We start from the raw sequence: 19558 nt of genomic DNA, 5'->3' as shown, positions 1-19558 counted from the left end.
TCCTGTTGCCTTGTTCTTCACGAAATCGTTTGTTTCTTGCAGAAAAAGGGGGAAGCGTATTTGAGCATTCTGATTTTCAACAGGCTGCCCGATTATGATGTGCCCTACGATGAATGGCTGAAGGAGTTGAACGAGGATCTTTACTTGATGACAAACATCGACTATTGCAAAGATTTTACCAATTACAGGCAAACCTATTGCTTTGAAAATTATGATCACAATCATGCTGTTGAATTTACGGCTTTAAAACTGTATCAAAAAAATCCCTATCGAAGAATAGTGGCAACAGCGGAGCGGGATATATTGAGGGCAGCCAGATTGCGTGAGTTTTTGGGGCTGGAGGGCCAGTCACTGGACAGTGCACTCGCATTTCGGGATAAAATGAAAATGAAATCGATCCTGAAAAGTGCCGGGATTCGCGTTCCTGCCTATGCCCGCCTGAATTCCGCAATTGATTTGTACAGGTTCGTGCGTTCCCGCGGCTACCCGGTTGTCGTGAAACCCATTGATGGAATGGGTTCTCGAAATACAACCGTTCTGGAAAATGACCATGACACCCTGAACTTTCTGGCTGAAGGGCTGGATCATAACCTGGAAGTGGAAGAATTTATCGAAGGAGAAATGTATCACATTGACGGGTTAATTCTGGACGGACAGATTGTGTTATGCTGGCCGTCCAAATACCTTAATCACTGCCTTGCGTTTCAAGAAGGGAAATATTTGGGCAGTTACCTGTTATCACCGCAAAATCCGCTTACTCCCCGGTTGCAAGCTTATGTCCGATCCATTCTGGGCATACTGCCTTCGCCTTTAAATACAACCTTCCATGCCGAAGTTTTCCATACGCCTGATAATGAACTCGTTTTGTGCGAAGTGGCATGTCGTACAGGCGGGTCGCGGATTTGTGAAGAGTACCGGCAAGCATTTGAGATCGATTTGACGAAACTGTCTGTACAGTCCCAGTGCGGGATCACGGTCAGGCTTCCGGATCGGGTCAGGGATGGTTTGGGACCCAAATCCCAATATGGTTTTATTGGTATTCCGCCAAAATTCGGAACGTTTGTCAGCGGACCGGCTGCGGAAGAATTGCCTCATTGGGTGACCGAATACCGTTTACTGGCCAAACCCGGGCAAGTCTATGACGGTGCGCATACCAGCGTAGATTATGTTGTGACACTGGTAGTGACTGGCCGGTCGGAACAGGAGGTACTCGACCGGATTGTGGAGGTGGCTGATTTCTTTGACGAGAGATTGGAATGGAATTAAGCTCGTAAAATAAATCTTGGATGATCTGATCCAGGATTTATTTTCATTATGCATGTATCCAGTCATTTCAGGGCAGAGGAGGGAAATGTTTGCATCAGGAAGCGCTGATCACTAGCCCGTTGGGCGTGGGGGCCGTGGTGACCCTGGTAATCTGGTTTTCATTCTGGCTGGACAAAAAGTTTCGCTTTTTCTCTTTTCTGGGAACAGCCATACTGGTGATTACCGGCGGGGCGATTCTGGCCAATCTTTATGTAATTCCATCATCTTTGGCCGATGATTCCGGCCAGTTAAATCCGGTCTATCAGTTTGCAGGAGATTATGGTGTGCCGCTTGCTATCGTGCTGCTATTGCTGTCTGCTGATTTCCGAAATTTGCGCCAATTGGGAAAGCCAGCCATGATCGCCTTTTTGCTGGCTATGTCCGGTACCGTTTGCGGAGCGGTTCTGGGAGGTATTTTGACTGCTGACAGGATGGGAGAAGAAGCCTGGAAAATCACTGGGCAATTCGCGGCCAGTTATATTGGCGGAGGGATCAATTATGCCGCGGTGGGAAATGCTTTTCAGACATCAGAAACGATGTATGCCACCGGCGCGGCTGCGGACAATATCATGACCAATGTGTGGATGGTTGGCACGGCTGTGCTGCCTGTGCTGCTTCGCCGTTTTTATCCATCCATCCGGGACCGGCACGAGAAACCGGATCAGCCTGCTGGCAACTTTAGAGAACCCAAAATGGTTACAATCCATGATCTGGTGACGTTGCTCGCCGCCTCTTTTACTATTGTAGCGGTAGCAGAATGGATGACTCCCTGGATCAATCAGGCGCTTGGATGGGAAATCCCCAGTGTGATCTGGTATACAACAATAGCCCTTTTGGCTGCCTGGTTTACCCCGCTTTCCCGGTTTCAGGGCAGTGCCGAGATAGGCAATTTCCTGCTTCATCTTTTTTTCGCCACCATGGGAACGGGCACCATTTTGAGCACACTGGTCAACCGTGGTCCCGTTGTTTTTCTTTTCCTGGTTCTGCTTGTGGGAACTCATGCATTAATCGTGTTTGGGGCAGGCAGATGGCTGAAACTGGAAGTGGAGATATTGAGCGTTGCCAGCCAGGCCGCAGTGGGAGGGCCGTCAACTGCGCTGGCCCTGACCACGTCAAAAGGCTGGACATCCCTGATTACTCCAAGTGTGATAATGGGGCTGTCAGGGTATGCAGTTGGCAATTATATCGGCGTTTTTATCGGTTCCTGGATGCAAATGATCCTGTAGGTAACAGGGTACAGTTTCCTGGCGAAAATGGCCCATTGCCGGACGCTTTAGAAAGTGATCCCCCTTTTTCATTCTCCGGAAGCCAGGTCTTCCTGGACCGGCAACGCAGGGTTTTCGATCTGCGGCAGTTTTTCTACTTTGTGCAGTTTCTTTTTCATTGTTTCCGTTTGCCTGGATGCCTGGCCAATCGTTTTCCCGGCTTCTTCTATTTTCTTTTGCGCCTTGGCCAGGTATTCCCCAAACTTGTACAAGTCATTTTTGACGATACTGAGCCATTGCCAGGCTTCATGGGTGTGTTTTTCAATCGCCAGGGTACGAAAGCCCATCTGCAAACTGTTCAAAAAAGCGGAGAGCGTTGTCGGCCCCACAATGGCCACGCGGTATTTGCGCTGGACAAATTCCCACAGTCCCGGGCGTCGCAGGACTTCCGCATAAAGCCCTTCAAGCGGCAAAAACAGGATGGCAAAGTCGGTAGTGACAGGAGGGAGGATGTATTTTTCACAGATCTTTTTGGCTTCCTGCTTGATCCGGTTCTCCAGATTCCTGCCCGCTTCGTTCATTTTGTTCAGGTCGCCGCTGTCTTGCGCTTCCAACAGGCGCTGGTAATCATCAAGCGGAAACTTGGAATCGATCGGAAGCAACACATCATCCCCGTTTTCCTGCTTCGAAGGCAATTTGATGGCAAATTCCACGTTCTCTTTGCTGTTTTTCCTGATATGGACATTTTTTTCATACTGTTCGATCGACATCATTTGTTCCAAGATGTTTTCCAGCTGGATTTCCCCCAGGACACCCCGGTTTTTTACATTGGACAATACTTTTCGCAGATGATCCACCCCGGAAGCCAGGATTTGCATTTTCCCCAAACTTTTATGTACCTGTTCCAGGCGTTTACTGACCAGTTGGAAAGATTCGCCGAGCCGTTTTTCCAGCGTGTCATGCAGCTTTTCGTCAACCGTTTGCCGCATTTCTTCCAGTTTTTTTTCGTTATCGGCCTGAATGACTGTCAGTTTCTCTTCCACGATGGCCCTGAGACTGTCAAATTTCTTTTCGTTCATCTGCGTCAGGTCGTTAAGTTGCTTGGCAAAGCTGTCCAGCAAATATTTCTGCTGGGCGGATGTATCCCTAAGCGTGGATAAGGTGGTCTTGGTCAGGGTGGTAAAAGACTGTTGCAATTCCTTTCTGTTTTCGAGAGCGGAAAGATTCCATTCCTGCCGGTTTTGGCTCATTTCCTCCCGCAGGCTTTTTTCCAGCTTTTCCAGGGACGCATAAATGATTTGAAGGTGCCTGGAAATGTCATACTCCTGGCTGGTTTGCAGTCTGGTAAACAGGATGAAGAGGATTACTCCATTGAGGAGAAGGGATAAAATCGCAATCGTTGTATCCATGTTGGTCACACCTTTGACAGTTGGTTAAAATTCCTGATTTCATTATAATTGTCTTTTCCGGTTTCGTCTTCCCGAACGGACAGAAATGCTTTATTTTTATGAAACAGTATATTAATATATGAAAAGAAGACAAATATCAATACATGTAAAGTAAATTTTGAATAGAAATATGTAAATAATATAATATTTTTAAAAAAACGGATATTGAGGTATTTTTGATCAATGGGAAACCAGGAGTTTTTTTCGTTTGGTGTCATCAAATCAACAGAATCAGGATGGGCGTTATCTTGACCCTCTCCGGATTCCTTTTTAAAATGTAAACACAGGATCAATCGGGGATTGATCGCGACGGCAACACAGCCATTCGAATCCGTCAACAAGCTCCGCTTGTCTGTTTCAGCCAATGTTGGTGAAGATTCCTGCCTGTTTCATGTGTCTTGGTCTGGCGAGGTGAACCTTTCATTTCTATCATTATTTGCATATTTTATTATATGAAAAATGGAATTGGAAGAACTGCCCTATGGAATTTGGATAAGGTGACGATAACTCTTTCCTGGGTGTTAATCTTCGCCTAAAGATTAACACCTTATTTACTTTTGCTTTAATTGGCAAAGGTATCATGAAATTGTGAAACGGTTTTCCTTTATTATGGATATTGGGCGGAGGTGAGGTTTCATGAAAAGCCTGGCGACCTGGTTGACCCGGTCGGATCAGTTTTTGATTCAGCTTGTAAATTGTCATTGGAAATGTCGCGTTTTGGATTGGTTGATGCCTTGGGTGACTCATTTGGGAGGAGCGAGAGCGACGATTGGCTTTTTGTCAGCCTGGCTGATTTTCATGCCCAGGCATGTCAAGTTGTGGGCCGTTGAAGCATTGATTGCCCTTGCCACGAGTCATTTGGCAGTCATGTTTCTAAAAAAATTTTTACCAAGAATCCGTCCTTATCTTAAATTAACGCACTTGCACACGTTTCCAAATCCATTAACCGATTATTCATTTCCTTCCGGACATACAACGGCAGCTTTCTCGATTGCGCTCACGTTTTCTCTTCATTCTTCCTTGCTTATGATTATCCTGATTCCTTATGCCGTGATCATTGGTTTTTCCAGGATGTATCTGGCACTCCATTATCCGACAGATGTTTTGATCGGTGTTTTCCTGGGCAGCAGTTTTGCCCTGGCAACCGTCCGTCTGTTTGACATATGGTATTAGGCCGGACCAAGTCTAGGCGCCCAACCGCAAGAGGAAGACCTTTTGCCGATTAGGCGCTTTTTTGTGTATTATTTGACAAACAAGACGGAATTTGCAAAAATATTTTTTCTTGTTGTTAAAACTGTGATAAAATGATAATACTTTTAACCGCCTCACTTGAAGTCGGTCATTTTTTTGTCTAGACTTACAATAAGATTGGGAATGTTTTGTATAGAAATGCCATTCACCGAAAATTTTATAAAGTTCCACAAATTGTAAAGGGGTTTGGAGCGAGGTGAAAAAAGTGGACTATATTCATCCAATTCAAATTGGAGAATTATTGCGCAAAAGAAGAAAAGAACTGGGATTGAGACTGGAAGACCTGGCAGACGACTTCATTTCCCCTTCTACCATCAGCAACATTGAACGGGGAATCACCTATGTGAATGAAGAAAAAGTCCGATATGTTGCCGATAAATTGGAAGTTAACCTGGAACGGATTCATGACCTGCTGGCCAAGGAAAAACAGGAAGAGGAACAAATCATCCTGAAGCTGTCGGCAATCGAAAATATGGTTGATTTGATGAATCCGGACAAGGGGTTGGAACATCTTCGAAAACTGGAGGTTCCCGGCAATCATAAATTGGCAGGCATGGTTCATTTTTTGCGGGGCAAGGTTTACCTGAAAAAGAAAAATTGGGTCAAAGCGCAGAATCACTTTCTCGAAGCGATCCGCATCATGGAACAGAAGGAAGAACGTTCCCTGACCAATATAAAAGCGGCCAGTTACCACGAATTGAGCCGGATTGCATATATAAACAACGATTTGAACCAGGCACTCAGTTACATTGAAGAAGGAATCGAACATTTCCGGGAAGACGGAGAGCGCCTTTACTATAAATATATGTTACATATTTCACGGATTGTTTATCTGAATAAGGCGGAGCGGCTGGAGGAAGCTTTGCGCAAAATTGAATCCTTATGGCAGGAAATGAAGGAAATTGAAAGTATGGATATGGTTTTGGAGATGTACATGGTCCGCATTTCCATCCTGATCAAACTGAAACTGTATGATGAAGCGACCGGATACGCCAATCAGGGGATCGAAGTGGCCCGGATCAATGGTAAAATCGAACAGGCCTGCAAATTGTGGCTGCAAAACGGAAAGATCTTTTTGGCCATGAAAAAGTGGGAAGAAGCGGAAAACTGTTTTTTGACGGTACTCAATTTGCAGGAAAAATTGAAGGCAGATCCCCTGAAAATGTGTGCGAAGACATATCTTGGCCTTGCCTATCTGGAACAGAAGAAGTGGCCTGAAGCCGAACAGATTTTGCAGGAGGCAATCCATCTGTGCCAGAAATCGGGTCAGCAGTCTGATCCGGAAACATACATGGCGCTGGGAGAATGTTATTTTCGCCAGTCCAAATACAAGGAAGCCATTCCGTATTATGAGCAGGCGCAGGATCTGGCGAAAAAAGGGGCCGATCGTGATGGGGAACACAAAATTATCCTGAAACTGGCACGATGCTATGAACAGGAAGATCCTGAAAAGTTCCATCAGTATGTAACCAAACTTTATCAAATCGAGATTGCGGCTGAAGAAGAGAGGGAATTTTCCGCCCAGATCTAGGTTTCTTGATCAGGAACGGCAAGGCAGAAAAACAAGTCCTCCACCTTCCCGATTCCGGAGGTGGAGGACTTGTTCATTTCCGGTTGTTATAATACATGACCCGGCCATTAAACAAATGAAGTTCTCCTTTCAGATGTTGGGCGATAAATTTGGAGAACTCGTTTCCCTTGGCCCAGTCTCCTTCAGTGGCGTTTTTCGGCAGAACAACCTGGATATAGGGGGTTCCGGACTCTTCTTCCCGGCTTACACCCATAATGATATAATTGTATTGTTCCGGTTTTCTCCCCTTGAGCAGCAGATAGGGAACACCATCCTGTTCCTGTTTTTCCAAGTCATAAGGAAAAGCAGCTTCCTCGTAATCCCAGCCCAGCTGTTTTCCGGTTTTGCTCTTGATGTCACAGTATGAATCAAGCAGTGCTTTTACATCATCCAATGTAACCGTCTCCTGTTTGGAGCCGGGAACCAGTTTTATGAATGCGCTCTTACCCAAGACCATCTCTCCTTAAGGCAGTCAATATGTAGTTTTTTGCAACGGGAAGAAGAGAATAATGATTCAATAATCTTATAATATCATGTATTCAAATGTTTGATCAAATCTTGACAAATTTGATAAATCAGCAGAGTTGGCCGGCAAGGCTGGAGAAAATGGCTTTTGGTGTTGTGAAAAACACGAACGGGTGGACGGATCTGCCTGAAGGTGGGAACAGGGGCCTTGACTGCTTTCATGTTTTAGTCTGTGTCCTGAACGGTCAAATGAAATTGCTGTCATATGAAATTATATTTTTGAAAATTCTAATTAATTCTTGCCTTGAATGGTTGGCTGTGTTAAACTTTTGGTTACCGTGATGAGTTTGGGGGAATTCTGATGCGCAAAGCGGATCTGTTCGATGAACTGCGTGCGGAAATAGGTGCCGTATCAGATCGATGCAGCAACCAGATCGAAACACTGTATCACTTTGTTTGCGAAATCCTGGTGCAAAGAGTGAATGATTACAACTGGTCCGCGATCTACCTGACAGACGAATATTCATTTTATCTTTGCTCTGTTTACAGTAATAACTACTTGCCGGAAGTGATTCCGTTTGGCGAGGATTTTTTAAGTGTGGTGGCCGCACGCGGAGAGGTTGTGATAAAACACAAAAATGAAAAAACCGGAATTTATGTTCCATTTTACCGCGGCCACCATTTAGTGGGTGTGCTGATGGTGGAAGGTTCGAATCTGGATGCTGAAGATGTCGCCTTACTGGAAGAAATTGGATTATTATTTCAAACAAAAGTAACATAATCCAATGCTTTACCAAGTTAACATCTGTTTTGTTATGATAAAATAGAGATAGAGAAAATAACATCAACTCATCTGCGGTATAAGGCAATAATCCCGGTGAGAACTGTTATTCTTCTAAAAAATCAAAACGAGGAGGAGATACAAGTGAGTTTTTATGAACGTTTGTATGACGAGTCGGAAAAGGCCAAAGTCCGTTTCGTTGGGTTTATATCAGAATATGGCCGTTATGATTTCGGCATCGTCTATACCAACATGTTCTTTGGAAAACCGTTAGTTGTTTGTATGCAGACGGGACGCTCCTCGTTGCTTTCTTTAGAAGATGCCGAGAATCTGAAATATCTGCAAAAGATTTTCAACCTTCGCTCAAAGGAGGAAGCTGAGGAAGTTTCGACCTTCTTCAAAAGCTGTCTGCCTGCACTGACCCATGAAGCTGAAGCTGAATATTGATCAAAGAGCAAGTCTTCGGATTTGCTCTTTTTTAATGGGAAAAAACAGCATTGTGTTTTCAACAACCCCTCCTTTGACAAAATTATTATAGCATAATATACTATTAGTGACATATTAATTCGGTGGATTTTTTGAAATGTAAGTGATAATTGCCGACTAAAACGTGGAGGGGATCTTATGGAAGCGATTGTATGCCAATTGTGTGATAAAGTAATCGCTTATGTAGAGTCGGAAAAAGCAGGCACATTGTACGGAACCTGCCCGGGATGCAAGAAAGATGAGTCTGAACCGGCGGAAAAAGCAGAAAGTTTGGCATAAAACAACTATTACTATAAATCATGGCGGTGAAAGAAGCGGTCGTACATCTACGGCTGCTTTTTATTGTTTATCGGGACTGATCCGCCCCCTTTTCATGCGGGGTTTTCCTTTACATTATTTTCGCAAAGGCAATACTGGCTGAAACTGTGCTGACGGAAGCTTCAGGCTGTTTTGCAAGTTAGCGGTTAATCGGAGAAGTGATACAATAAACTATTTATTTAATTTTTAAAATAGTATATTTTATAATAATAAATTGAATTTAACGAAAAATATTGTTATTATTTTTAATAAACATTTTTTTAGGAGGATTCATAATGAATTCCAATCAAACACATAACGTTCAAATAGCCAACAGTGACCCATCGGCCTTGGGATTATTTGGACTAGCTCTGGTAACCCTGGTAGCATCTTCACAAAAGCTCGGAATTACAAGCGATGTTTCATTCGTTATTCCCTGGGCAATATTTTTGGGAGGATTTGCCCAATTATTTGCATGTATCAACGATTCTAAAAGACAGAACACTTTTGGCACAACTGCTTTTGGTGCTTTTGCGCTTTTTTGGTTTGGAGTGGCAACTTCATGGTTAATCAAAGCAGGAGTGTTTGGACAAAGTCTTGCACAAGCGGCGGATCCAAAACAGTTTGGGTTTGTATTTTTGGGATACCTGATATTTACTGTTTTTATGACGATCGGAGCTTTGGAAACACATAAAGTATTATTTTTAATCTTTTTTCTTATAGATTTATTGATGTTAGGATTAACTCTTGATTCTTTTGGAATTGGTGGCCAGGTTGCACATAAAATGGCGGCGATTTCAGAATTTTTAATATCCGTTTTTTCTTTCTACGGTTCTGCTGCAGCTGTATTAAATCAACACTTTGGAAGACCGTTTTTACCTGTAGGAAAGCCTTTTGGGATATTTAAAAAATAATAAGTAAATTAATTTGATTGAAGAATAAAAAGTTTATTCCGGGTGTTTTATTAAAATCAATATTGATATGTGACTATCAGATCAGGATTTTCAGAAGTGCACCGTGAAAGAGAATGGGCGCTTAATAAACATGCTTTTGATTTGAAAAAACACTGGGAACTGATTCGAACGATAAAACTGACGATGCGGAGGGCATGGAACATGCTTTCATGGAGCGTAAGACGTGGATCAGTTAATAAAAGCCAAACTCGTCATTTAATGCCGATACGGTTTGAGAGGGATCTGATGGGAACGATTGTATGCAATTCGCATGATAAAGTAATTGCTTGGTTGGAGTCGGAAAAAGCAGAAAGTATGGCATGAATAGCATGATATAAATTGTAAAAGAAAGCGGCCATGGATTACGGCCGCTTTTCTTGCCGAATAACCCGGATCATTTCAACGTCGGGATCTTCCGTTCCCAATACGGGCAAACCGGCAAGGATATGTTTTTTGATATAATCAATATTTTCCGGTGTAATTCGTTCACCAGGCGCAAGAACGGGGATTCCCGGAGGATAGATCATGATAAATTCCGCACTGATTTCGCCTGTCGCTTCCTGAAGCGGGATTGAAACAGTCCGGCTGTAAAATGCTTCACGGGGGGATAAAACCAGTTCCGGAATTTCCGGTGTCCGGATTTGGACACGAGCCGGTTTTTCAGGCTGGTAAAAACGGTTGGACAAATCCTGAAGCGCTGTTACCAAGGGGAGAATTGTCTTTTCTGTGTCACCGGGGGTGATCAGGCACAAAACGTTATACAAATCACTTAACTCCACTTCAATATTATGCTCTTCGCGCAGCCATTTTTCTGCGTCATACCCGGTAATGCCCATGTTTTCCAGGTGGATCAGCAATTTGGTCTCATCCAGATCATACAAGGCATCACTTCCCAGCCATTCCCTCCCGATACAATGAAGTCCGGGAATCTCGTTGATCCGTTTCCGGGCCATGTCTGCCAGGGCAAGTGTCCGTTCAATGATGCGGTGCCCATTGACAGCCAGATAGCGGCGGGCAGCATCCAGAGAGGCCAGCAAAGGATATGAAGTGGAAGTTGTGGTCAACATGCTGATCATGGCCTGTACCCGATGAGGGTTAACCAGCCCTTCACGAACATTGAGAACGGAGCTTTGTGTCAGGGAACCGCCTAACTTGTGTACGCTGGTTGCCGCCATATCCGCACCGGCATCCATCGCGGATATGGGCAGCCGTTCGTGAAAATGCGTCAACACCCCATGAGCTTCATCCACCAATACGGGAATTTGGTATTGGTGGACGAGTTCCACAATTTCGCGAATGTTGCCGGCTATCCCGTAATAAGTTGGATTGATCACCAGTACTGCTTTGGTGTCAGGGTGTTGCATCAGTGCCTTTTTTACCTGACAGGCGGTAATTCCGTGGGCAATTCCCAGCCGGCTGTCCATTTCAGGATGGACAAAAACAGGACGGGCTCCTGCCAGAATAATGGCGGAGATCACTGATTTATGGACATTGCGCGGGACAATGATTTTTTCGCCGGGATGAACGACAGACATGACCATGGTCATAATGGCTCCACTTGTTCCCTGGATGGAGAAAAAGGTATGGTCCGCGCCAAACGCTTCAGCAGCCAATTCCTGAGCTTCCTTGATTACGCCGTGAGGATGGTGCAAATCGTCCAGGGGTTCTATATTGATCAAGTCGATCGATAAAGCATTTTCCCCGATAAAGTCGCGAAATTCGGGGTCCATTCCCTGCCCTTTTTTATGCCCCGGAATATGGAATTGAAAAGGATTTCTCCGGGCATGTTCTTTTAGTTTTGAGAATAGCGGTGTACGTTGTTGTCTTCCATTCATTGCCGTTTCCTGCCTTTGTGAGTAATCGTGCACGACGGATAGTATAACAAAAATCATTCTTAAACAAAAGAAAAAATTTCTGCCGATCACAGACAGATGAAAAAAGCCTGCAACAGGTTCCATGACCGGATTGCAGGCAGAGCGAAAAACTTGGGTGAAGACAGCCAGCCGGTCAGTGGAAGAAGTGTCTGAAAGGTGGATGCTTCCTGGCGTTCGTACAGTATTATTCCGCCGCCTTTTTCATTTTCAGATGCTTCACTTTCTTTTTCGGGGTCCCGTTTCTGCTTGAGAGTGATTGCCGGGATGGTATGTCTTCAGAAATATGGAAGTGATCCCCTTTTTGTTCTCACAAAAGATTTGTGGAAGCCCCAAAAATAACTCAGCAGCGAAAACACAATCAAGTTGAAGTTTGAGGTTTCCGGGGTGTCAATATAATGTCCCGGAAGTTGCTTTCGGTTTGTTTTCGGTGATTTAACGAATCCCGTTACCCACGGTTCCGGGCAGGGAAAATTTATGGCTAAAAAAATGGCTTGCCAGAACTGGTGCTGTTCCGTTTGTTAGTTTATTAGCATAGATTATAGCAGACTGCAAGAAAAGGATGTTTTTATAACGTTTTACAGGGTTTGTTCCGGGAAGTGAAGCGGCGGACATTGTCTGGATTTGTGAAATTTTTTTAGAAAAGAGTGTATTTGCCATACAGGTTTATTTGAAGAAGTTCAAGGCAATGCTGTATCCAAGCAACCCATTTTTGGCTGGTACCAAAAGCCCGAATTAAATATAAGGGGTGCAGGAACCATGGAGGAGTTAATAAAGACTTACAGTTGTCGGGATGCAGAGAAGAGAATACCGGTTTTAAGGATGGAATTGGACTACGAGTTGGCAAAGCTTTATGATGCCTTGAAGGAAAACCATCCCCACAAGATTGACCAGTGCAAGGCCCGTCTGGAGGAAATCAGAAAAGAGATGATGATGTTGGAAGCTTTATAAACCTGTCAGGAAAAAGACCCGCAAAAATGTGGGTCTATTATTTATGAAGCGATGTTCCCCAATTTAAATAATTATTAATTATCTAATATTGTATAAATAGGCTAAACCCATTGTTATTAAACAATTTCGTCTATTTTAATCAAACAGGAATATAATTTAAATTTGTCGAAAGTGTTACATGGAAAAATTGTTATCGACCGAAGAATTTTTGTTGTTCTCTTACACATTCCTATTTTTCGGAAGGACACACAACCTAATTGGGGAGGCGTAACCATGGAATGGAAATTGACCAGAGAACCGTTAGCTTCATTGGCTACAGACGCAATTGTTGTGTTTCATTATCAGGAACGTGAGTCGGCCCTGGGAGTAGCCCGGGAAATTGATGAGGCTCTCGGTTTCAGGATTTCCAACCTCATTTCGCTGGGAGAAATTACTGGAGAACTGAATGAGGTGACAGCACTTCACAACTGGGGAAAGATTCCATCCGGACGTGTTTTTGTCATTGGATTGGGCAAAGAAAGTCAACTGGATTTGCATAAATTTAAAAATGCTGTAGCATCAGTGGCGCGCGCTGCAAAAAACAAGGGAGTAAAAAGTTTGGGAATTGGTTGTCCTTCTTTTATTATAGAGCGATACAATGCCGTGGATGTGGTTCAATCCATTGTGGAAGGCGTTGAATTCGGATCATATGGACATCATGCGTATAAAAGGGAGCATAAGAAAAAACAAATCGAATCCGTATGGATTTCCAACAATATTTTGAGAGAGACGGCGTTTGAAGCCGGTGCGGAGAGGGGACAAATATTTGCCAGAGCGACAAATTATGCCCGTTATCTGGTAAATGAACCAAGCAATCGGCTGACCCCTGCCAAGTTGGCAGAAGAAGCCAGACAGATTGCGGAAAAACGCAAATTGAAAGCGGATATCCTTGATGTAAACCGGCTCAGGGAATTGGGGATGCATGCTTTGTTAAGCGTGGCACAGGCCGGGGCCCATGATCCCTTCATGATTGTTTTATCCTATCAGGGATCCTCTGACAGCAAGGAAATTCTTGGGCTGATCGGCAAGGGAGTCACTTTTGACGCAGGAGGATTGCAAATTAAACCGTCCCAAGGCATGGATGAGATGAAAGATGACATGGCCGGGGCAGCTGCCGTTCTGGCTGCAATGGATGCGGTTGGTCAACTGCAGCCGCACGCAAATGTGCTTGCCATCGTCCCGACTTGTGAAAACGGAGTGGGCAAACAGGCATACCGGCCTGGTGATGTCATCTCCACCTTTAGCGGGAAAACGATAGAAGTCCACCATACTGATGCGGAAGGACGAATTATTCTCGCTGATGCCATCAGTTATGCCAAACGGCTGGGTGTGACCAAAATGGTGGATGTGGCTACATTGACCGGAGCAATCGGCGTTGCTTTGGGACATGAAGCAACCGGCCTGATGACCAACGATGAAGAATGGGCCAAGGAAGTGAAAGCGGCAGCACGCATTGCCGGTGAACGGGTATGGGAACTTCCGATGTATGAGGAATATGAGGAGTATCTGAAAAGCGACATTGCCGATTTGAAAAACGAAGGAGGCCATCCTGCCGGTGCCATTCAGGGGGGAATGTTTCTGAAGGCCTTTGCGGAAGATACTCCTTTTGTACATCTGGATATTGGCGGAACGGTACAAGTTCCGGGAGAAAAAGGAATTTACGTAAAGGGGGCTACGGGCGTCATGGCCAGAACCCTGATTCAACTTGCCATGAGATGTTAAACAGGTATGTTTGCCAAAGGGTCAATCCGGGGGTGATTGGCTCTTTTTTTGGGGTTATGGATAACATGGTGAATGGGTGAATATAAGAAAAGAAACGCTTGTTTCGCATTACAAATTTGAAATGGAGAGGTCGGGATGAGTCAGACAAAAGTATTTGCCCATCGCGGTTTTTCGGGAATTGCCCCGGAAAATACGATGGCGGCGTTTGAGAAAGCTTTGGAAGCGCAGGCGGACGGAATTGAGCTTGATGTCCATTTAAGCCGTGATGGCGAGCTGATTGTCATGCACGATGAAAAAGTGGACCGTACCACGAATGGAAGCGGATGGATCAAGGATTTGACATTGGCCGAGCTGAAACAGCTGGATAATGGAAGCTGGTTTGGCAAAGATTATGAGAATGAAACCGTCCCGACACTGGCTGAAGTGCTGGAACTGGTGGGTGACAGCGATCTGGCAGTCAATATTGAACTGAAAAACACCATCATTCCGTATCCCGGCCTGGAACAGAAAGTCATCAGGGAAGTGGAACGATTTCAAATGCAGGACCGTGTGATTCTCTCTTCTTTTCGGCACGACTCGCTGCAATTGGTTAAAAAAATCTGCCCCGCCATGCAAGTGGGGGCCCTTTATGCCTGCGGAATGGTTGACCCATGGGTATACGCCGGGTATCTGGGGGTTGATGCCATCCATCCCCACTATTTGGCTGCTACAGAAGAAATTGTTGCCGGGTGCCACCGACATGGCATCAGGGTTCGTCCTTATACAGTGAATGAAGAAGAGGATATGAAATGTCTGATCAGTGCCGGAGCAGATGCGATTATCACCAATTACCCGGATCGCCTGAGACGGTTGCTGCCGGGTGACGGGAAATGATAAAATGAAAACGGAAACGGCGCCTGGCAAAGAGGCGCTTTTTGTCTTTACAGGAGGAGAAGATAATGAAAATTGGTTGTCATATCAGTGTAGCTAAAGGATTTTACAAGGCGGCAAAAAGAGCACATGAATTGGGTGCTGATGCCTTTCAGGTCTTTACCAAAAATCCGCGCGGGTTGCGTCCGAAGAAGTTGAACCGGGCCGATGCGGAAAAAGGAAAACAATATTGTGGGGAGCAAGGGATCACGCTTGTTTGCCATACACCATACATCACCAATTTGTCCACACCCAAACCGGATCTGCACGAAGTAACAATCCGTTCGATCAAGGAAGATCTTGCCATCGCCGACGCGTATGGAGCAGCAGGAGCGGTCGTCCACTGTGGAAAACATGTCGGGGAAGGCGAAGAATACGGGCGTCGCCGAATGGTTGAAACGTTAAATCTGATTTTGGATGAATATGAAGGAAATACGAAGCTGTTGCTGGAAAACACGGCCGGACAGGGCAGCGAACTGGGGCTGTCGATCAGGGAACTGGTTGAAATCCGCGAGGCTGTAAACAAACCGGAAAAAGTCGGTTTCTGTTTTGATACCTGCCATGCTTTTGCAGCCGGAATCTGGACGGAGGAAACATTTACCGATTTGGTGGATGAAATGGAAGAAACCAAATATCTTGAAAATTTGGTGGCAATCCATTTTAATGATAGCAAAGCTCCCTGGGGCAGCCGAAAGGATCGCCATGAGAAGATTGGAAAAGGGGAAATCGGGGCACAAGCTTTGTCACTGTTCCTGAGAGAGCCACGGTTTAAAAGATTGCCGGTGGTGCTGGAAACACCGGTAGAGGATGAACAGGAATACGCGGAGGAAATCAGGTATCTTCATGAACTGAAAGGATAAAGAGGTGGGTCTGTTGCTGGCGTGGTTTAATGAATGGCTGCATTCTCATTCGTTTGCCGGTACGTTCCTGGTTATTTTCGTTTTGACAGCCGTTGTATACAAAGCGGTTTTTGCGGTCCGGCTGCCTGTCTTGAAAACGGTGCTTGTGTACCTGTCACTGGGTGCCGGCTGCCTGCTTCTCACGTTGTTTCATTATATGGAATTGCCAATTATTCCTGTTTTAATGGTTACCGTGCTGCTGCTTGCCCTCGCCCGAATCAGGCTGTACCTGATCGGAAAAAAGGAAAAAAGAAGTATACAGGACGAAGGTTAAAAAACATCACAGAGCAGAATCGAGGCGAGTTTACTTATGCAATTCAAAGATTGTTTGTTTAACTGGCTGCAAATCCAGATCGTGCAGGATGCCAGGCCAAGTGATCGTTCTGCGCGGGAAACCGTACAGTTTTTTGAAGAAATGTTACGTGAAGATCATGGTGTGGAGCAATTGGAAAAACAAAAAGAAGGGGATCAATACGTGGTTCGTTATCAGCAGTCGGGTGAGGAAAAGGAAGAAAAATTTCCGAAAGTGTTCGCAGAGAAATTGCTCCGGGATATTTTGGCCGAACCAAAATATAATCAAACCTCTGAGGATTGACTTTTTCCAGTTCGCGCCAAAACTTGATTTTTTATCCGCTCATGGCATTCAGGGCAGAGCTGGAGCCGATGGGGGTATTTTTTTATTTTTTTCTCTGTTCGCGAATCGGGCTGAAAAACCTTGTCACATAAAATACAGACTACTTTCATCGGGCATCTTCCTTTAATTGATCGATGGTTCATTTGTAGTATACTATATCTCGATCTTAATAGAAACAAACCGGCAAGCGATCGATAAAAAAGTTAAAAGCAGAAAAAGCAAACACGGCAAAATCCGATGTTTGCTTTTTTTCTATTTTAAACGTTCCTGATCTGTCCGGGAAGGTTTTTGTTCCTTTTTTTCGGTTTCCCTGGATGGCTGTGGCACAATGCGGGCAGCGATTTCTGCCAGTTCATCCATGATTCCCTGGACGGGCCTACCGTTCTTGAGATCCTCATTCAATTCACGAATTCGCTGAACAAGATCCGGATCGGCTGTTACAAATGCATGCGCTCCCTGCGGATCTTCATGAAGGGCTTGGGCGACAGTATATTTGATGGTACCGGTTCTTCCGCGGTCCAGCGTCGGATCCAGATTAATGCCAACGATCGTATATGATCCCAGGACAATCGCGGACGCATCTGTTACGTTTGGAACATTTCTGGCGATTTGAACCAGGCGGTTTGCAACAGCCTGGGGTGACCGGTTTTTTCTCTGTTCAGGCGCCGTCTGTTTAACTCTGACTGTTTCCGGAACTTCATTTGGCGAAGCCTCATCAGCGGGGGATTCGTTTTTTTGCGAACAGGCGCCGAGAAACAACATGACAGAGATCAGTCCGCAAATTACTTTGGTCCATGTTGTCATCCGTTCAACTTCCTTTCCATTCATTTGCGCTTATTTTGCCCGCAAAGATGCACTTCCATGTATATTTTGCTGAAATTGATCATTTCAGTGTAGAATAAATTTAATAAGTATGAATCAGATGGGATGTGAAAAGATGATCATCGAATCTTTGGTACTGGGCCCGGTGATGACCAATACATATTTGTTGTACAATCCCGGGGACAAACACGGCGTTGTCATTGATCCGGGCATGGAGCCCGCTGCTCTGGTCAGGAGGATTCAGGAATTGGGGCTTGAGATTGAGGCGATTTTCATAACGCATGCCCATTTCGACCATATCGGAGGAATCCGGGAGGTTCGGGCTTTGACAAAAGCCCCTGTATATGTGCATGAACTGGAGGCAGACTGGTTGGGCGATCCGCAGAAAAACGGTTCATCCCTTTTCGCTGGAATCCCCCCGATTCAGTGTGGTCCGGCTGACTATTCCCTGAAGGGCGGCGAACAGCTTTTCTTTCTTGGGCAGGACTGGCAAGTGATGCATACGCCGGGACATTCGCCAGGCAGTGTCACTTATGTTTTGGGATCTGTTATTTTCTGCGGCGATGTCCTGTTCAAAGGTTCGATTGGCCGTACCGACTTGCCGGGAGGCGATCATGACACACTGATGCGCACCCTGCATGATCACATCATGGAATTGCCCGAGGAAACCCGTGTTTTGTGCGGACATGGTCCGGAAACAACTATTGGACGGGAACAGGCATATAATCCGTTTGTGACCGGCATGCTGTAAGACTGGAGGCAAATCTGTAAAGGGAAGCGGTTTTGCGGATTGAAAACCGCTTCCCCGACACCAGACTCAATTCCGGCAAAAGAAAACAAGATCGTTTGAAAAGGAGCCGTAAACAGATGCGTAAACGTCAAATTGCCATTGTGGGAGTTTTACTGGCGGCTGTCATCGGAGCCATCTTCATGACGGTTCGTGGCGCAAGGGATAATCCGGCTGCATCCATGGGACGGGTTGAGTGCCAGGGTGAAACCAAGCCGGCGGAAGGATACTGTGCCCCCAATTTCAAGCTGCCAACCCTGTCAAGGGAGGAACTGGAGCTTTATCGGAATCATGGCAAGCCGACCGTTGTCAATTTCTGGGCAACCTGGTGTCCGCCTTGCAAATATGAAATGCCCTATTTTCAAAAACTGTACGAGCAGTATAATAACGAGATTAACGTAATAATGGTGAATCAGACTGCAATGGAAAGCAAAGAAGAGGACGTCGGATCGTATCTGAAAAAGAACAGGTTTACGTTCCCGGTGGTTTTGGACCGCTTGCAGGATGGTTCGGTTGTCGGTATTGACCAATACCGGTTGTTCAGTATCCCGGCCACCTTTATTGTGGATGAGAACGGGAAAATTGTTCATCAGTTTATGGGGACGATTTCAGAAGAACAGCTTTTTTCCGCAGTTAAAGAAGTACTGCATTGACCACAACACGGATAACATTCATGTGAAAAAGAATTTTTGGCTACACGGCAAACCGAAGTCATATCGGCGGGATTCATGCTGTCGGGTAGCCAAAAAGGGTTTAAACACCAAATAAAAAATAAAAAATTTCTGTTCGTTATTCAAATACATAACTGTGATAACAATCACTCAAATTTTGATATAATATTTATCAAATTGTTAATGTGCCAGGAACAGGGATATTTAGCCTAATATCTGAAAACCACTGTTCACCTGTAAAAAAATAAAAACTTCTCAGAGGAGAGTACCTATGCTTTATAATGATCCTTTGGAAATCAGTTTCGAAGAATGGCTCAAATTGCTTGCAGATAGTGAAGTAAGCAAGGAACCTTATACAGAAATTCTGAAAATTGTATACGAGAGCAATTATTCCGGGATCTGTGCTTTTGATATTGCAGCAAAGCTGAAGGTGGCCAGGCCGTTCAATATGTGAACAGTCAGGTCGCCAACTTCGGCAAGCTCGTGATAAAA

24 protein-coding genes are annotated in these 19558 nt (G+C 45.0%); 18 read left to right on the top strand and 6 right to left on the bottom strand.

All coding sequences use genetic code 11. The annotated features are described in order from the left end of the window. The first annotated feature begins 60 nt into the window (after positions 1-60). Positions 61-1266 (top strand): ATP-grasp domain-containing protein, encoded by a 1206-nt coding sequence (locus tag H2C83_RS02540; RefSeq protein WP_181737442.1) that lies wholly within the window; start codon positions 61-63, stop codon positions 1264-1266. Between the two features lie 89 nt (positions 1267-1355). Next, entirely contained in the window at positions 1356-2531 is a 1176-nt protein-coding gene (locus tag H2C83_RS02535; protein WP_181737440.1) for a DUF819 family protein, read from the top strand. A gap of 68 nt (positions 2532-2599) precedes the next feature. On the opposite strand, the gene H2C83_RS02530 is transcribed toward H2C83_RS02535, so the two are convergent. Then, the gene (locus tag H2C83_RS02530) at positions 2600-3919 is read right to left on the bottom strand and encodes a DNA recombination protein RmuC (protein ID WP_181737439.1); all 1320 of its coding nucleotides are present in this window, start codon (positions 3917-3919) and stop codon (positions 2600-2602) included. A gap of 675 nt (positions 3920-4594) precedes the next feature. On the opposite strand from H2C83_RS02530, the gene H2C83_RS02525 reads away from it, so the two are divergent. Further along, positions 4595-5131, top strand: a complete 537-nt coding sequence (locus tag H2C83_RS02525) for a phosphatase PAP2 family protein (RefSeq protein ID WP_181737436.1) — start codon at positions 4595-4597, stop codon at positions 5129-5131. A gap of 274 nt (positions 5132-5405) precedes the next feature. Continuing rightward, a complete protein-coding gene (locus H2C83_RS18310; protein ID WP_181737434.1) occupies positions 5406-6740 on the top strand; it encodes a tetratricopeptide repeat protein in 1335 nt (444 codons plus the stop codon). A 73-nt stretch (positions 6741-6813) separates the two neighbouring features. On the opposite strand, the gene H2C83_RS02515 is transcribed toward H2C83_RS18310, so the two are convergent. Beyond that, positions 6814-7236, bottom strand: coding sequence for a DUF1885 family protein (locus tag H2C83_RS02515; protein ID WP_312853832.1), 423 nt, complete (start codon positions 7234-7236; stop codon positions 6814-6816). A gap of 369 nt (positions 7237-7605) precedes the next feature. Here H2C83_RS02515 and H2C83_RS02510 point away from each other — a divergent pair, with 369 nt between their 5' ends. From H2C83_RS02510 to H2C83_RS02490, 5 genes are all read left to right on the top strand, one after another. Next, on the top strand, positions 7606-8025 hold the full coding sequence (locus H2C83_RS02510) for a hypothetical protein (RefSeq protein ID WP_181737430.1): 420 nt from the start codon (positions 7606-7608) through the stop codon (positions 8023-8025). 144 nt (positions 8026-8169) lie between these two features. After that, positions 8170-8472 (top strand): DUF3055 domain-containing protein, encoded by a 303-nt coding sequence (locus H2C83_RS02505; RefSeq protein ID WP_181737428.1) that lies wholly within the window; start codon positions 8170-8172, stop codon positions 8470-8472. Positions 8473-8649: 177 nt separating this feature from the next. Then, the gene (locus H2C83_RS02500) at positions 8650-8790 is read left to right on the top strand and encodes a GapA-binding peptide SR1P (RefSeq protein ID WP_181737426.1); all 141 of its coding nucleotides are present in this window, start codon (positions 8650-8652) and stop codon (positions 8788-8790) included. Positions 8791-9101: 311 nt separating this feature from the next. Further along, positions 9102-9722 carry an acetate uptake transporter gene (locus H2C83_RS02495; RefSeq protein WP_376766325.1) on the top strand — a complete coding sequence of 207 codons (621 nt, stop codon included), beginning with the start codon at positions 9102-9104 and terminating at the stop codon, positions 9720-9722. A 96-nt stretch (positions 9723-9818) separates the two neighbouring features. After that, positions 9819-10085 (top strand): hypothetical protein, encoded by a 267-nt coding sequence (locus H2C83_RS02490; RefSeq protein WP_181737422.1) that lies wholly within the window; start codon positions 9819-9821, stop codon positions 10083-10085. Between the two features lie 38 nt (positions 10086-10123). Here the strand turns inward: H2C83_RS02490 and H2C83_RS02485 are convergent, their stop codons facing one another. Both H2C83_RS02485 and H2C83_RS02480 read right to left on the bottom strand, forming a co-directional pair. Beyond that, on the bottom strand, positions 10124-11596 hold the full coding sequence (locus H2C83_RS02485; RefSeq protein WP_181737421.1) for an aminotransferase class I/II-fold pyridoxal phosphate-dependent enzyme: 1473 nt from the start codon (positions 11594-11596) through the stop codon (positions 10124-10126). Positions 11597-12067: 471 nt separating this feature from the next. Beyond that, a complete protein-coding gene (locus H2C83_RS02480) occupies positions 12068-12292 on the bottom strand; it encodes a hypothetical protein (RefSeq protein WP_181737419.1) in 225 nt (74 codons plus the stop codon). Positions 12293-12391: 99 nt separating this feature from the next. On the opposite strand from H2C83_RS02480, the gene H2C83_RS02475 reads away from it, so the two are divergent. The 6 genes from H2C83_RS02475 to H2C83_RS02450 all read left to right on the top strand — a co-directional run bounded on the left by H2C83_RS02475 (position 12392) and on the right by H2C83_RS02450 (position 16747). Beyond that, entirely contained in the window at positions 12392-12583 is a 192-nt protein-coding gene (locus H2C83_RS02475; protein WP_181737417.1) for a YkzI domain-containing protein, read from the top strand. Positions 12584-12856: 273 nt separating this feature from the next. After that, complete coding sequence (locus tag H2C83_RS02470) at positions 12857-14344, top strand: leucyl aminopeptidase (RefSeq protein ID WP_181737416.1); 1488 nt, start codon at positions 12857-12859, stop codon at positions 14342-14344. A gap of 135 nt (positions 14345-14479) precedes the next feature. Further along, the gene (locus H2C83_RS02465) at positions 14480-15217 is read left to right on the top strand and encodes a glycerophosphodiester phosphodiesterase (RefSeq protein ID WP_181737414.1); all 738 of its coding nucleotides are present in this window, start codon (positions 14480-14482) and stop codon (positions 15215-15217) included. Positions 15218-15282: 65 nt separating this feature from the next. Then, entirely contained in the window at positions 15283-16113 is an 831-nt protein-coding gene (locus H2C83_RS02460) for a deoxyribonuclease IV (protein WP_181737412.1), read from the top strand. 4 nt (positions 16114-16117) lie between these two features. After that, the gene (locus H2C83_RS02455) at positions 16118-16426 is read left to right on the top strand and encodes a YlaH-like family protein (protein WP_220183962.1); all 309 of its coding nucleotides are present in this window, start codon (positions 16118-16120) and stop codon (positions 16424-16426) included. A gap of 36 nt (positions 16427-16462) precedes the next feature. Further along, positions 16463-16747: a hypothetical protein gene (locus tag H2C83_RS02450; RefSeq protein WP_181737408.1), complete on the top strand. Its 285-nt coding sequence runs from the start codon at positions 16463-16465 to the stop codon at positions 16745-16747. Here the strand turns inward: H2C83_RS02450 and H2C83_RS18420 are convergent. Together H2C83_RS18420 and H2C83_RS02440 are read right to left on the bottom strand one after the other, a co-directional pair. After that, on the bottom strand, positions 16729-16896 hold the full coding sequence (locus H2C83_RS18420) for a DUF2197 domain-containing protein (RefSeq protein ID WP_181737406.1): 168 nt from the start codon (positions 16894-16896) through the stop codon (positions 16729-16731). The two genes, H2C83_RS02450 and H2C83_RS18420, sit on opposite strands and share 19 nt — an antisense overlap. Positions 16897-17038: 142 nt before the next feature. After that, positions 17039-17614, bottom strand: a complete 576-nt coding sequence (locus tag H2C83_RS02440; RefSeq protein ID WP_246333690.1) for a YhcN/YlaJ family sporulation lipoprotein — start codon at positions 17612-17614, stop codon at positions 17039-17041. A gap of 109 nt (positions 17615-17723) precedes the next feature. On the opposite strand from H2C83_RS02440, the gene H2C83_RS02435 reads away from it, so the two are divergent. From H2C83_RS02435 to H2C83_RS02425, 3 genes are all read left to right on the top strand, one after another. Further along, positions 17724-18359 (top strand): MBL fold metallo-hydrolase, encoded by a 636-nt coding sequence (locus tag H2C83_RS02435; protein ID WP_246333689.1) that lies wholly within the window; start codon positions 17724-17726, stop codon positions 18357-18359. A 116-nt stretch (positions 18360-18475) separates the two neighbouring features. Further along, on the top strand, positions 18476-19048 hold the full coding sequence (locus H2C83_RS02430) for a TlpA family protein disulfide reductase (RefSeq protein ID WP_181737404.1): 573 nt from the start codon (positions 18476-18478) through the stop codon (positions 19046-19048). Positions 19049-19337: 289 nt separating this feature from the next. Further along, complete coding sequence (locus H2C83_RS02425; protein WP_181737402.1) at positions 19338-19520, top strand: hypothetical protein; 183 nt, start codon at positions 19338-19340, stop codon at positions 19518-19520. The last annotated feature ends 38 nt before the right edge of the window (positions 19521-19558 follow it).

The organism is Thermoactinomyces mirandus (assembly GCF_013868055.1).
Taxonomy (GTDB): Bacteria; Bacillota; Bacilli; order Thermoactinomycetales; family Thermoactinomycetaceae; genus Thermoactinomyces; species Thermoactinomyces mirandus.
This window is presented reverse-complemented; position numbering and strand designations above follow the sequence as displayed.

Coding starts and splice junctions, on each gene's coding strand:
- H2C83_RS02525 (WP_181737436.1), top strand. CDS start 4,595: ATGAAAAGCCTGGCGACCTGGTTGACCCGGTCGGATCAGTTTTTGATT.
- H2C83_RS02510 (WP_181737430.1), top strand. CDS start 7,606: ATGCGCAAAGCGGATCTGTTCGATGAACTGCGTGCGGAAATAGGTGCC.
- H2C83_RS02515 (WP_312853832.1), bottom strand. CDS start 7,236: ATGGTCTTGGGTAAGAGCGCATTCATAAAACTGGTTCCCGGCTCCAAA.
- H2C83_RS02460 (WP_181737412.1), top strand. CDS start 15,283: ATGAAAATTGGTTGTCATATCAGTGTAGCTAAAGGATTTTACAAGGCG.
- H2C83_RS02425 (WP_181737402.1), top strand. CDS start 19,338: ATGCTTTATAATGATCCTTTGGAAATCAGTTTCGAAGAATGGCTCAAA.
- H2C83_RS02480 (WP_181737419.1), bottom strand. CDS start 12,292: ATGGCAAATACACTCTTTTCTAAAAAAATTTCACAAATCCAGACAATG.
- H2C83_RS02475 (WP_181737417.1), top strand. CDS start 12,392: ATGGAGGAGTTAATAAAGACTTACAGTTGTCGGGATGCAGAGAAGAGA.
- H2C83_RS02435 (WP_246333689.1), top strand. CDS start 17,724: ATGATCATCGAATCTTTGGTACTGGGCCCGGTGATGACCAATACATAT.
- H2C83_RS02530 (WP_181737439.1), bottom strand. CDS start 3,919: ATGGATACAACGATTGCGATTTTATCCCTTCTCCTCAATGGAGTAATC.
- H2C83_RS02465 (WP_181737414.1), top strand. CDS start 14,480: ATGAGTCAGACAAAAGTATTTGCCCATCGCGGTTTTTCGGGAATTGCC.
- H2C83_RS02440 (WP_246333690.1), bottom strand. CDS start 17,614: ATGAATGGAAAGGAAGTTGAACGGATGACAACATGGACCAAAGTAATT.
- H2C83_RS18420 (WP_181737406.1), bottom strand. CDS start 16,896: ATGAAAGTAGTCTGTATTTTATGTGACAAGGTTTTTCAGCCCGATTCG.
- H2C83_RS02450 (WP_181737408.1), top strand. CDS start 16,463: ATGCAATTCAAAGATTGTTTGTTTAACTGGCTGCAAATCCAGATCGTG.
- H2C83_RS02430 (WP_181737404.1), top strand. CDS start 18,476: ATGCGTAAACGTCAAATTGCCATTGTGGGAGTTTTACTGGCGGCTGTC.
- H2C83_RS02485 (WP_181737421.1), bottom strand. CDS start 11,596: ATGAATGGAAGACAACAACGTACACCGCTATTCTCAAAACTAAAAGAA.
- H2C83_RS02470 (WP_181737416.1), top strand. CDS start 12,857: ATGGAATGGAAATTGACCAGAGAACCGTTAGCTTCATTGGCTACAGAC.
- H2C83_RS02500 (WP_181737426.1), top strand. CDS start 8,650: ATGGAAGCGATTGTATGCCAATTGTGTGATAAAGTAATCGCTTATGTA.